General features: G+C 69.3%; 10 protein-coding genes. 1 reads left to right on the forward strand and 9 read right to left on the reverse strand.

The window, feature by feature from the left end; translation table 11 throughout:
• Nucleotides 1–72 precede the first annotated feature (72 nt).
• The 8 genes from KHC24_RS03080 to KHC24_RS03115 form a co-directional block, all read right to left on the reverse strand.
• Nucleotides 73–867, reverse strand: coding sequence for an ABC transporter ATP-binding protein (locus KHC24_RS03080; protein ID WP_213359231.1), 795 nt, complete (start codon nt 865–867; stop codon nt 73–75).
• Nucleotides 860–1,816: a FecCD family ABC transporter permease gene (locus KHC24_RS03085; RefSeq protein ID WP_213359232.1), complete on the reverse strand. Its 957-nt coding sequence runs from the start codon at nt 1,814–1,816 to the stop codon at nt 860–862. Before KHC24_RS03085 ends, KHC24_RS03080 begins: the two co-directional genes overlap by 8 nt.
• Nucleotides 1,813–2,796 (reverse strand): FecCD family ABC transporter permease, encoded by a 984-nt coding sequence (locus KHC24_RS03090; RefSeq protein ID WP_246546094.1) that lies wholly within the window; start codon nt 2,794–2,796, stop codon nt 1,813–1,815. Before KHC24_RS03090 ends, KHC24_RS03085 begins: the two co-directional genes overlap by 4 nt.
• Nucleotides 2,797–2,849: 53 nt before the next feature.
• Complete coding sequence (locus tag KHC24_RS03095) at nt 2,850–3,788, reverse strand: iron-siderophore ABC transporter substrate-binding protein (RefSeq protein ID WP_213359237.1); 939 nt, start codon at nt 3,786–3,788, stop codon at nt 2,850–2,852.
• Nucleotides 3,785–4,762, reverse strand: a complete 978-nt coding sequence (locus KHC24_RS03100) for a ferric iron reductase (RefSeq protein WP_213359241.1) — start codon at nt 4,760–4,762, stop codon at nt 3,785–3,787. The genes KHC24_RS03095 and KHC24_RS03100 overlap by 4 nt, the downstream gene beginning before the upstream one ends.
• Nucleotides 4,763–4,787: 25 nt before the next feature.
• Nucleotides 4,788–7,211 carry a TonB-dependent receptor gene (locus KHC24_RS03105; protein ID WP_246546097.1) on the reverse strand — a complete coding sequence of 808 codons (2,424 nt, stop codon included), beginning with the start codon at nt 7,209–7,211 and terminating at the stop codon, nt 4,788–4,790.
• 102 nt (nt 7,212–7,313) lie between these two features.
• Complete coding sequence (locus KHC24_RS03110; protein WP_246546099.1) at nt 7,314–8,249, reverse strand: FecR family protein; 936 nt, start codon at nt 8,247–8,249, stop codon at nt 7,314–7,316.
• A 102-nt stretch (nt 8,250–8,351) separates the two neighbouring features.
• Entirely contained in the window at nt 8,352–8,849 is a 498-nt protein-coding gene (locus KHC24_RS03115; RefSeq protein WP_213359243.1) for an RNA polymerase sigma factor, read from the reverse strand.
• 386 nt (nt 8,850–9,235) lie between these two features.
• Here KHC24_RS03115 and KHC24_RS03120 point away from each other — a divergent pair, with 386 nt between their 5' ends.
• The gene (locus tag KHC24_RS03120) at nt 9,236–10,666 is read left to right on the forward strand and encodes a short-chain fatty acid transporter (protein WP_213359244.1); all 1,431 of its coding nucleotides are present in this window, start codon (nt 9,236–9,238) and stop codon (nt 10,664–10,666) included.
• Nucleotides 10,667–10,687: 21 nt separating this feature from the next.
• Here the strand turns inward: KHC24_RS03120 and KHC24_RS03125 are convergent, their stop codons facing one another.
• Nucleotides 10,688–11,986 carry an NAD(P)/FAD-dependent oxidoreductase gene (locus tag KHC24_RS03125; protein WP_213359245.1) on the reverse strand — a complete coding sequence of 433 codons (1,299 nt, stop codon included), beginning with the start codon at nt 11,984–11,986 and terminating at the stop codon, nt 10,688–10,690.
• Between the last annotated feature and the right edge of the window lie 114 nt (nt 11,987–12,100).

Consider the following 12,100-nt stretch of genomic DNA (forward strand, 5'->3'; position numbering starts at 1 on the left):
GCAGCCGATCGCTTGCCCCGTTTGGAACGGAATAAGCTAGGCGGGGAGGTGAGCCTGCCCCGGGCAATTTAGCTATCGTCGAGCGAGACAGACCGGCGTGTGATCGACAGGGTCCTCGATGATGGTCGCCTCGACGGCAAAAACCGCAGCGATCAGATCGGCGCGCATGACCTGAACCGGCGGGCCCGACGCGACGAGTTGTCCGTCCTTCAGCAATAGCATCTGGTCGGCGAAGCGCGCCGCCTGGGTCACGTCATGCAGCACGGCGACCACTGTCGTTCCCTGCTCGTGAACGAGGCGTTTCAGCAACGCCATGACATTGAGCTGATGAGAGATGTCGAGATAGGTCGTCGGCTCGTCGAGCAGCAGGATGTCGGAAGATTGCGCGAGCGTCATGGCGGTCCATGCGCGCTGGCGCTGTCCGCCGGACAGGTTGCAGAGTGGTGTGTCGGCCAGTTCCAGCGTTTCGGTCAGCTCAAGGGCTCGTCGGCACGCGGCATCATCGGCGAGCGACCAGCGGGTGAACAGGCCTCGATGCGGGTAGCGGCCTTGTGCGACAAGGTCCCGCACCGTGATGTCTTCGGGAGCACGCGGCGATTGCGGCATCAGGCTGAGGCGCCGGGCGATCTGCCCGCGGGACATCGAGGCCATGGGCAGGCCGTCGATCAGTACCGCGCCGCTGGCGGGCGTGATGAGGCCGGCGAGCGCTCGCAGCAGCGTCGACTTGCCGCTGCCATTGGGGCCGAGCAAGGCGGTGAACTGGCCGGTCGGCACCGAGAAGGAGAGGTTGCGGATGATGTCGCGGCCGGAATAGCCGATCGAGATCGAGCGGGCTTCCAGGCGGGATTCTGGGGCGCGTTCAATCATCGCGTTGTTTCCACAAGAGAATTCCTATGAACGGCACGCCGATGAGCGGCGTCAGCACCCCTGCGGGAAGGTTGAGCAGGCGCCCTCCCAGATCCGCCGCCAGAAGCAGGATAGCGCCCCATGTCGCGGCCAGGGGCAGGCGGTAGGCGTGCCGGGTATCGCCGCATATGCGGGCAAGATGCGGGGCGAGGAGGCCGATGAAGGCCAGCGGACCGGCCGCGGCGACGGCGGCACCGGCGAGGATCGTACAGAGGAGTATTAAAATACCTCGCATCAGGTGCAGGCGCAGGCCGAGGCTCTGGATGCAGTCATCGTCGAAGCCGAGGATATCGAGCTCGCGTGCCAGCAGCCTTGTGGCGACCAGCGCGGGCATCGACCAGGCGAGTAGCCAGGAAAATCGTGTCCAATCAGCACCATAGAGGCTTCCCGCCATCCAGCCGACGGCGCGCTGGACATCGCGCACATCGCCGAAGGCGGTGAGGAAGGAGATAGCGGCACCGGTCAGCGCGCCGATGCCGATGCCGACGAGAATCAGCCGGATGGCGGAGGTTCCCTGCCGCCAGGCGAGGCCATAAATGGCGGCGGCGGCGAGGGTGGCGCCGGCGAAACCGGCCAATGGCATCAGGTGTCCGGTCGGACCGGTGAGGTGTACGATGAGGATGGTCACCCCCAGACCGGCACCGCCATTGATGCCGAGCAGGCCGGGCTCGGCGAGCGGGTTGCGCATCACCGCCTGGGTGATCGTCCCGGCGACGGCGAGGCAGGCGCCGACCAGGATCGCCACCGCCACGCGCGGGCCGCGCAGGGTGCCGACCACGACGCCGGCCACCGGATCGCCCCGGAGCGCGGCGAGGATGTCCGCCGGCGCGAGCCCGGCGTCGCCCCAGGCGAGGGTCAGCAGCGCCATCGCCAAAGCGAGCGAGACGGGGAGGGCGATGCCGGCCCTCATCGCAGGTCCCATGCCCGCCGGCGGGCGAGCGCGATGAAGACCGGGGCGCCGATCGCCGCCATGGTGATGCCGACCGGCAGGTCGATGCCGGCGAGGCCGCGAAGCGCGGCATCGGCTCCCACCACCAGCAGGGCGCCGAGCGGGGCGCTGAAGGCGATGATCCAGCGATAATCCGGGCCGACCAGCAGGCGCGCCATATGCGGCACAACCAGCCCGACGAAGCCGACCGGCCCGGCAAGGGCCACCGCCGAGCCGGCGAGCAGCACCACCAGCACCGCGCAGGCGAGCCGCCAGCCGGCAAGGTTTTGACCGACCGAGCGGGAAAGCTCGCTGCCGAGGCTCAGCGTCATGATCGGCCGCGCCGCCAGCAGGGCGCCGGCGAGGCCGGCAAGCCCATAGGGTGCGACTGCCGCCACGACCGAGAGCGGACGCCCGGCGAGGCTGCCGACCGACCACAGCCGCACGCTGTCGAGGGTGCCCTGATCGCGCAACAGGATGGCGGTGGTCAGCGACGCGAGAAAGGCGGTGAGCACCGCGCCGGCAAGCGCCAGCTTCAGCGGGGTCGCCCCGCCGCGGCCGGCCGAGCCGACGGCATAGACGCAGATGGCGGCGCCTGCCGCGCCGGCGAAGGCGAACCAGATCAAGGTTGCGGTGGCGTCCACGCCCGCCAGGGCGATGGCGAGCACCACCGCGAAGGCGGCTCCGGCATTGATGCCGAGCAGGCCGGGCGAGGCGAGCGGATTGCCGGTGACCGCCTGCATGATGGCGCCGGCGACCGCCAGCTGGGCCCCGACCACCAGTCCCGCCAGCACGCGCGGCAGCCGCACGTCGAGCACCACGATATGCGCCCGCGAGCCGTCGAAGCCGGTGAGCGCGGCCAGTATGGTGTCGAGCGCGATCGGCGAGGCACCGACCGTCATCGCCCAGACCGCCATGAGCGGCACGGCGGCGAGGGCGATCACCAAGGCGGGACCGCACATGCCGTTGCGGGAGCGGGATCGCCCGCCCGGCGCAATGTCCGAAGCCGGCCGCCTCATGGAGCGACGATGAGGAAGCGCTCGACGTCGTCCAGCACCCGATTGGCCGAGCCGACGCCGCTGAACTCCATCCAGATCGCTGGATCGAGGCGATGGACGCGGCCGGCCGCGACCGCCGGCAGCATCTGCCAGAGCGGATTGGCCAGCACCTCCTCGTGGCGGCCGCTGGTGGCCGAGTTGTTCACGCCGCCGACGATGTAGAGCAGGACACTGCCATCGAGCCCGGCGAGGGCCTCCCAATCCGCCCGCTTCAGCGTCTCGCTGCCGCTTGCGGTCTCGTAGTCGGAACGCCTGACGCCGAGATCGCGCAGCACCGCGAACGGGCCATAGGCGCGCGGGCTGTCGAGATAGACCTGGAATTCCCATGGGGTGATGCGCACCACCGAGACGGTGCGCGCCGGCAGGCGGGGCCTCAGCGCCGCCACGCGCGCCTCATAGGCGGCAAGAAGCTGTTTCGCCTTCTCGTCCCGACCGGTCGCCTGCGCCATCCGCGCGAGATATTCCTTCCAGCTGTCGGCGCCGATCAGCACTGTGGGAGCGAGCTGCGACAGCATCGGCCAGGCGGCATCGGCCATGGCGCCGCCGATGATGAGATCCGGCTTCAATGCGACGATGCGCTCGACGCTGGGTTCGAGGAAGCTGCCGAGATCGGTGACGCCCCGCCGCAGCGCCTCCTCGCGCAACGCCTTGTCGCTCATCACCGCGAGCGGGGCGCCGACGAGCGGCAAATCGAGCTCCAGGCCCATGCCGAGGCTGAAGGCCGGATCGAGCACGACGATCCGTGCCGGCACCTGCGGCACGCAGACCGGAGCATGCAGGATGTCGGCGGCCTCGACGAGGCGCCCCTGGCAGGCGGCTTGCGCCGGCACGGTGGCGAGGGCGAGCACGGGGAACAGGGCGAGGGTCCACGCCATCGCCGCAAGCCTCGCCATCATGGCTTCTCCCCCGAGCGAACCTTGGTTTCCGGCACCGGGACACGGCCGGCGGCTGCCGCCGGCGGCTCCGGCAGCGGCGGCAACCCCAATTCCGCGCGCATATGCGCTTCGATGCGGTGACGTCGTTCGTCCGGCTCGACCAGCACGCAGGTGGAGCAGAGCGAGCCATTCGGCGCGGTGTAGAACCGGCAGCATCCGCCGCGCGCCCGGAAGCTGCGGCGGGCGAGGACGCGACCCGATGGCCGGTCCTCGCGGATGACGATGTCGAAGAAATGCAACTGGCGGTTGGCCAGCGGCGAGCCGGGCCGCTTCAGCACCGCCATCGCCTCTTCCTTCGCCGCCGCCTCGCAGCCCAGCTGCCGGCCGGCTTCGAGGAAGCGCGCGGCGACGGCATCGGCGACGAGGCGCCACATCGCCTGCCAGGGCAAGCCGGTGCGGCCTTGCAGCCGGTGGATCAGCGGCGCCATATGCGCCTCAAGCCCGTCCGCCAGCGCCTCTCGCAGCTCCGCATGGCCGACGGCGCGCAGAAGCGCCGCGGCAGTCTGCGGGCGCGGGCGATCGGTGGCGCCGGCGGGCCGGAGAAAGCGCAGCCGCACGCGCGGCGCCGCGCCCGGAGAGAGCGAGAGTGCCAGCGCGCAATTGTCCGGCGCGAGGTTCGGCACCAGCCCATGCGACAGTAGCGGCACGGCGGCGACGATGCCGATAAGATTGGCGTATTCGGTGATGAAGAAGGCCGCCGCGCCCTTGGCATCGAGGCCGGGCGTCGGCGCTTGCTGCCGCGCCAGCATCGCCTCGATAAAGCGTTCGTCGGCGAACAGCGCCGCGACGGGCGTGAAGCCCGGCTCCAGCCCGCCGATTTCCACCTCCGGCAGTGACCAGTGACGCGCGAGAACGTCGAAGGCGGCGCTCAGGATCCGCGCCGCCTCCTCGTTCTCTCCGCCGCTTTCATGGCCGCCCTGCTGCGACGCGCTCATGCGGAGGCGCTCCCCATCGCGCGGGTCAGAAGGTGGCGCGGGCGCGCACGCCGAGCACGCGGCCATCGCCGATATTGGCCTCCGAACCGAAGTCGTCGATATAGACGCCGGTGAGGTACTGCTCGTCGAAGATGTTCTTGGCGTAGAGGGTGAGCGACCAGTTCTTCGCCTCATAGCCCACCGCCGCATTGACGAGGGTGAAGGCCGAGACACGCTCGTCTTCGGTGTTGGCGACGTCGCCCACCGAATAATAGCCATCCGTGTAGGAGAGGTCGGCCGAGGCGAAGAAGCCGGAAGCATGCCGATACACGCCGCCAATGTTGAGGGTGGCGGCGGGCGCCTCGGGGAACTCGTTGCCGGTATAGTCGCCGGTCGCCATCACCGCGCTGTCGAACTCGGTCTTCAGAAGACCGAGCGAGGCGAAGGCGGAGAATTCCTGCGTGATGCGGGCGCGCAGTTCGAATTCCGCGCCATAGGCATGCGCCTCACCGGCATTCATGGTGATGGACTGCCGGTACAGCGGGTTGGGATCTTCGACGGCGATCTGGAGATCGCTGAACTTGTAGTAGAAGCCGTTGACGTTGAATTCGAGCCGGTCGTCGAGCCATTTCGAGCGATAGGCCACCTCGTAAGCCCACAGCGTCTCGGGATCGACCTCGTACGGATTGCCAAAGGTATCGACGGCGGCAAAGCCGGCGCGGAACCCCTCGCTCACCGTGAAGGCGATGTTCTGCTTCGCGTCGATCTCGTAGGCGAGGCCGACCTTAGGCAGCGCCACCGTGTAGTCGGTGGAGGCGGTCTGGTCGATGGTGTCGTAACCGAAGGACCTGAGGTTCAGCACCTCGCCATTATTGGTGACGTCCACGGTCTCGTAGCCGAGGCGGCCGCCGAACATGAGCGACCACCGCTCGGTGAAGGCGTAGCGCATGTCCGCATAAAGCGCATAGGACGTCAGCGTGCTGGTGCCCAGAAGGTCCTGATACAGCATGTCGTACAGGCCATAGGCGGTGTTGGTCACCGTGATGCTTGAATCGCGCTCGTAGCTGAAGCGTCCGATATTGAGGCCGACGACGCCGCTCAGCGGGCGCACGCCTTCTTCCATTTCGAGGCGGAGATCCTCGGTGAAGTCGTTGCCGGGACGCACCTCGTCGCGAATGAAGGCGACCGCGCCTTCGGGGCTTTCAATCGTCGCGTCGGTCTGGATGTAGGCCGTGACCGAGCGCAGCTTGATGCCCTCGCCGAGTTCCTGGGAGACGTTGGCGACGACGTTGGTGACGTCGGTCTGACGCAGCTCGACGGCGGAGACGTCGGAATCGAAGCGGCGGGCGAAGAAATCCGGGCCGGTCACCGCCGAGACGGAGGGCTGGTCCGAGGTGCGGCTGATGGTGAACAGGGCTTCGAAACCGTCCAGCGCGGCTGGGGTCAGCAGGAACTTCGCCCGCAGCTGGCCGAAATGGCCGTCGCCCAGTTCCTGGTTCAGCGGGTCGGCATAGGCGATGCCGCTGTCATCGGCGAAATACTGGCCGGCGACGCGGAAGGCGAGCTGGTTCTCGACCATCGGGCCGGAGAGCATGAAGGCGCCGCTGCCGAGATCGCCGGAATCGGAGGAGGTGGCGAAGTCGCCTTCGAACGCCGCCTCGTAGTTCCAGGTCGGGTCGTTGGTGTTGACGATCACCGCGCCGCCCATGGCGTTGCGGCCCTGAAGCGTGGATTGCGGGCCGCGGAACACCTCGACCTCGGCGACGTCCCAGGTGCCGCGATTGCCGCGGCGCAGGCCCTCGCCATTCTGCGAGGCGCCGTCGACGATCAGCGCGATGGTGGGGGAGGAGTTGGTCGGCTGCGAGATGCCGTCCGAGGACAGGCCGCGGATGACGATGCCGCTATTGCCGCGATTGGCCGAGGAGACGCGGGTATTGGCGAGCTTGTTGAGCGCGCCGCTGACATCCTCGATGGCGTAGTCGAAGAACTGCTCGCCGGTGACGATGCCGACGCTGGAATAGACCTGCGATATGTCGCGGGCCAGCTTTTCGCCGGAGACGGTGATGGCGTCGAGCTCGATCATGTTCTCGTCGATCACCACGGCGGCGGTGGAGGCAAACGGCGCCTCGATGGTCACCGAGCGCGGCGAGGTGAAGCGCCAGTTGAGGCCGGTGCCGGCGAGGAGCTCGCCGAGCGCCTGCTCCGGCGTGCGGGCGCCCGACACGCCGGGCGATCTCAGCCCGCGGGCGATGGTGCTGTCATAGACGATCTGCACGCCGCTGGTGGCGCCGAAGGAGGCGAGGGCGCCCGAGACCGGCCCGGCGGGGATGGCATAGACGGCAGACTGCGCCTGCGCCGCCGCGCTTTGGGCCAGGCCCCCATTGCCCGCCATCCCCAGCGTCAGCGCCAGCAGCGCGCTGCCCGCCAGCAGAACCGCACGCCGTGCGCCGGCGCTCTTGCTTGCCATCATTCCCCGCATCCCCGTCATCGAGCCCCGGGACGCCTTGCGGCCTCCCTATCAGGACAAGACGATGCGGAGGGCCGGACCCGAATCCCGGCGGCGAAAAAAATCTCAGGCCAGCAGCACGACGCCGGCGGGCAGCCGGGTCTCGCTGAGCTGCAGCGCCGCGGCGAGATGGGTGACGATCTCGTCGGGGCGGTCGAGATGGAACACGCCATCCACCCGCCGCGCGCCGAGACCGGGGCGCGCCAGCACGATGCGGCCGCGCCGGTGGCGGTTGATGTCCGCCACCACGTCGACCAATGGCCGGTTGCTGAAGACCAGCAGCCCGCGCCGCCAGGGGGCGGCGGTCGCCGGATCGACGCGCTCCGGCATGGAAGCGCCGCCGGCATCGAGGCTGACGCGCTCGCCGGCCTTCAGGCGCACCGTGCCGTTGCAGGCGACCTCGACGACGCCCCGCGTGCAATCGACGAGGCTCTGGTCGGTGCCGGCGGTGACGGCGAAGGCGCCGTCGCCCGTGGTCACCTCGCCCGGTCCGACCGCGACGCGGAAGGGGCGGGAATCCGGCGCCACGTCGAAGGCGGCGGCGCCGGAGACCAGCCGCACGCCGCGCAGCGTATCGGTGATCCGCACATCAAGGGCGCTGGCGCTGTCGAGATCGACGGCCGAGCCGTCCGGCAGCGCGATATGTGCCTGCTCGCCAATGGCAGTGGCGTGGTCCGCCATCAACTGGTCGAGGCCGGGAAGCAGGCCGAGCGAGGCCCCCGCCCAGCCGGCGGCCAGCGCCGTGCCGGCGCCCGCCCCGACGAGGAACAGCCGCCGCGACGGTCGCGCGGGCGCATTGGACGCCGCCGCCGCGCCAACTTGCCGCCAGGTGACGCTGGCGAGGCGGAAGGCCTGCTCATGCGCATCGCTGCGTGCGCGCCAGGCCTTCAGCCGCGCGGCATCGTCCGCCGTGGCATCGCCGGAGGTGAGGCGCACGACCCAGGCGATCGCCTCGCGTCGCAGCGCGTCGGCCTCGCTTCCGCCGTCCCCACCAGCCGTCATTCTCGTGCTCTGCGCCATCTCGCCGGAAACCCGGCACCCGCCAAGGGGCCGTCGGCCTCCTATATGCGCCATCGATGCGTTCCCGGACAACACCCGGAGGACTCAATCGACCAGCGCGCGGGCGCAGTGGGCGAGCGCCTTCTGGATCTCGATCTCCACGGTGCGGGTGCTGATGCCATGGGTTTCGGCCAGCGTGCGGTGCGGGATGCCTTCGAGACGCGCGGCGACGAGAATCGCGCGGCGTCGCACTGGCAGCTCCGCCAACGCCTCCAGCATGCGCTCCACCCGATCCTTGGCGATGAGGCGGGCTTCGGGATCGGCGGCGGGATCGGGCACTTCGAGAAGATCGTCGATCTCGGCGCTGGTCAGGCGGCGGCGGTTCTCCCGCCGGACCAGATCGGTGGCGATATTCGCCGAGACGCTGCGCAGATAGGCCTGCGGATTGGCGATCGCGCCGATGTCGGTGGCAGCCAAGCGCGCGAAAACATCCTGCGACAGATCCTCGGCCAAACTGGCGGAACCCGTCACCCGCCGAAAGAAGCTGACGACGGACGACCGGTCGGCGTCGAAAAGCGCGCGCAGTCCGTCTTTGCGGGACATCGATTCAGCCTGAGAACGGAAAAACATTCCACGAGATCATCGGCGCAATATCGCAAATGCGATCAGATCAGCAATGCTTGCGGCGAATATTGGAATTGTTCTTGACGGGGCCTAATGATTGCTGCCGGTCTAGCCGGAATCCCGATATTGCCGCTCAACTGTCGGCGTTGCCGGCATGCGTCGCACGGCACTTCAGACGGAGCTGGGCACTGTCTCGAATTTCCTCGCGCTCCGCGTCCCGCTCGCCCGCCTACCCGTTGCCGGTGGCGGGGAGGCGGGCACGCCGGCTTCTCGCCGGTTCGGCGCACGGTGCCGCTCGACGCTGGGCATGCGGGCCGTCATAAAGGCTGGCACCGCCCGCACACTTCCAGCCCCGGACCCCCGCCATGCGCCCCGCCGATTCCGCCGCTCCCGCCGAGGGGTTGCTCGCGCGCGTCGCGCTGCGCTTCACCGCCCTGGCGGAGCGCTGGTTTCCGGATGCGTTCATCTTCGCCGCCGTCGCGGTGGTGGCGGTGGCGGCCGCGGCGCTGGCGAACGGCACCCCTGTGGCCGATGTCGCCCGCTCCTTCGGCGACGGCTTCTGGAGCCTGATCCCCTTCACCATGCAGATGGCCTTCGTGGCGATCGGCGGGTATGTGGTCGCGACCTCGCCGCCCGCCGCCCGGCTGATCCGGGCGCTGGCCCGCCTGCCGCGCAACGGCTCCGGCGCCGTGGGGCTGGTCGCCGCGGTGAGCATGGGCGCGGCGCTGCTGAACTGGGGGCTGAGTCTCATCCTCGGCGGCCTGCTGGTGCGGGCGCTCGCCGGGCGGGACGATCTGCGCATGGACTACCGGGCCGCCGGAGCGGCCGCCTATCTCGGGCTTGGCGCCGTGTGGGCGCTGGGCCTCAGCTCGTCCGCCGCCCAGCTTCAGGCCAATGCCGCCAGCCTGCCGAAATCGCTGCTGCCGATCACCGGGGTGATCCCGTTCAGCCAGACCATCTTCCTGTGGCAATCCCTGCTCATCGCCGCGATTCTGATCGCCGTCTCGATCACCCTGTGCATCTGGTCGGCGCCCACCGGCGCCAATGCGGTGACGGCGGCGGATCTCGGCATCGCGCCGGCGCGCCAGGCGCCGCCGCCTTCCGACGTCCCCCGCCATCCCGGCGAGTGGCTGGAACATTCGCCGCTGATCACGCTGGCGCTGGTGGCGCTCGGCCTCGGCTGGTTCGTGCTGGAACTGTCGAGCAAGGACCCGGTGTCCGCGCTCTCCAACCTCAATACCTACAATTTGTTCTTTCTCATGCTCGGGCTGCTGCTGCACTGGCGCCCGCGCAGCTTTCTCGACGCGGTGGGCCGGGCGGTGCCGGCGACGACCGGCGTGCTCATCCAGTTTCCGCTCTATGGCGCCATCGCCGCGCTGATGACGGTGAAGGGCGCCGCCGACCTCGCGATCGCCGACCGGATCGCCCACCTGTTCGTCGGGCTGACCACGGAGCACTCGTTTCCGCTGTTCATGGGCATCTATTCGGCGGTGCTGGGATTCTTCGTCCCGTCCGGCGGCGGCAAATGGCTGCTGGAGGCGCCCTATGTGATGGAGGCCGCCAACCAGCTGAAGGTGCATCTGGGCTGGGCGGTGCAGATCTACAATGCCTGCGAGGCGCTGCCGAACCTGATCAACCCGTTCTGGATGCTGCCGCTGCTCGGCGTGCTCGGGCTGAAGGCGCGCGATATTGTCGGCTTCACCTTCCTGCAGTTCGTGGTGCACATGCCACTGGTGCTGTTCCTGCTGTGGGCGCTGGCGGGAACGCTCGACTACGTGCCGCCGATCCTGCCCTGAACCGACTCCCGCCCGCCGGGCTCACACTTCGGACGGGCCCTGCGGGGCGCCGGGATTTGACGGCTTGCCGGTGATCAGCCGTGCCGCCCGCTGCCGCGTCAGGTAGTTCCACAGCCAGTTCATCGCCACGGCGAAGCGGTTGCGGGCGCCGACGAGGAAATAGACGTGCACGACCCCCCAGAACGCCCAGCCGAGGAAGCCGGTCAGCTCCAGCCTTCCGAGCTTCACCACGGCGGCGTTCCGGCCGATGGTGGCGAGGTCGCCGGCATGGCGATAGCGGAACCGCCCCGGCGCCGGGCGGCCGCCGACCCTGGCGGCGATCACCGCCGCCACATGGTCGCCCATCTGCTTGGCGGCAGGGGCGATGCCGGGCACCGGGCCGAGCTCCGGCGGCAGGGCGGCGGTATCGCCGACGACGAAAATCTCCGGTGCCCCGGCGACGGCGAGATCGGCATCGACGCGGCAGCGCCCGGCGCGGTCGGTCTCGGCCCCGAGCCATTGCCCCGCTGCCGAGGCCCGCACCCCCGCCGCCCAGATCTTGGTGGAGGACATGATCCGCTCGCCGCCGGCGAGTTCGACATGATCGCCGCTGCACGCCACGACCGGCCGCCCGGTGAGCACCTCGACGCCCATGGCCTCCAGTCGCCGGTGCGTGTAGGCGGAGAGCTTGGGCGGAAACACCGGCAGCAGCCGCTCGCCGGCTTCGATCAGCAGGATGCGCGCCGTGCGCGGGTCGATATGCTTGAAATCGGGGGTGAGGGAGTGGCGCGCCACCTCGGCGACGGCACCGGCGAGCTCGACCCCGGTCGGCCCGCCGCCGATGATCACGAAGGTGAGCAGCTTGCGGCGCGTCGCCTCGTCCTGCGTCGCCTCGGCCCGCTCGAACGCGACCAGGATCTCGCGGCGCAGCTGCGTCGCATCCTCGATGTCCTTGAGCCCCGGCGCAAACGGCGCCCAGTCGTCGTGACCGAAATAGGAATGGGTGGCGCCGGTCGCCAGCACCAGGAAGTCATAGGGGATGGCGCCCTGATCGGTGAGCAGCGTGCGGGCCGCCCGGTCCACGCCCTCCACCTGCGCCATCAGCATGGTGACATTGTCCTGTCGCGACAGGATGTGCCGCACCGGCCAGGCAATGTCGGCCGGAGACAGCACGGCGGTCGCGACTTGATAGAGCAGCGGCTGGAAGCAGTGATAGTTGTGCCGGTCGACCAGTGTGATGTCGACCGGGGAACTCGCAAGCCCCCGCGCCACCTGTAGCCCGCCGAAGCCGGCCCCGGCTATGACGACTCTCGGACGGGTCCGTTGCACCGGATCTACCATGTTCTTGGTCCTGCTCTTTCAAGATAGGCCACACCCGCCGGATCCCAGCTTTCAACCGGGCGCCGACGGAAGGCTTTCAGATTAGCCTGCCGTCCGTTCGCCAGAAAGGACGGC

This window comes from Ancylobacter defluvii, assembly GCF_018390605.1.
Taxonomy (GTDB): Bacteria; Pseudomonadota; Alphaproteobacteria; order Rhizobiales; family Xanthobacteraceae; genus Ancylobacter; species Ancylobacter defluvii.

What these genes read in the sequence shown, in the direction of transcription:
- KHC24_RS03080 (WP_213359231.1), bottom strand. Translation starts at nt 867, where the DNA reads ATGATTGAACGCGCCCCAGAATCCCGCCTGGAAGCCCGCTCGATCTCG.
- KHC24_RS03085 (WP_213359232.1), bottom strand. Translation starts at nt 1,816, where the DNA reads ATGAGGGCCGGCATCGCCCTCCCCGTCTCGCTCGCTTTGGCGATGGCG.
- KHC24_RS03090 (WP_246546094.1), bottom strand. Translation starts at nt 2,796, where the DNA reads ATGTGCGGTCCCGCCTTGGTGATCGCCCTCGCCGCCGTGCCGCTCATG.
- KHC24_RS03095 (WP_213359237.1), bottom strand. Translation starts at nt 3,788, where the DNA reads ATGATGGCGAGGCTTGCGGCGATGGCGTGGACCCTCGCCCTGTTCCCC.
- KHC24_RS03100 (WP_213359241.1), bottom strand. Translation starts at nt 4,762, where the DNA reads ATGAGCGCGTCGCAGCAGGGCGGCCATGAAAGCGGCGGAGAGAACGAG.
- KHC24_RS03105 (WP_246546097.1), bottom strand. Translation starts at nt 7,211, where the DNA reads ATGATGGCAAGCAAGAGCGCCGGCGCACGGCGTGCGGTTCTGCTGGCG.
- KHC24_RS03110 (WP_246546099.1), bottom strand. Translation starts at nt 8,249, where the DNA reads ATGACGGCTGGTGGGGACGGCGGAAGCGAGGCCGACGCGCTGCGACGC.
- KHC24_RS03115 (WP_213359243.1), bottom strand. Translation starts at nt 8,849, where the DNA reads ATGTCCCGCAAAGACGGACTGCGCGCGCTTTTCGACGCCGACCGGTCG.
- KHC24_RS03120 (WP_213359244.1), top strand. Translation starts at nt 9,236, where the DNA reads ATGCGCCCCGCCGATTCCGCCGCTCCCGCCGAGGGGTTGCTCGCGCGC.
- KHC24_RS03125 (WP_213359245.1), bottom strand. Translation starts at nt 11,986, where the DNA reads ATGGTAGATCCGGTGCAACGGACCCGTCCGAGAGTCGTCATAGCCGGG.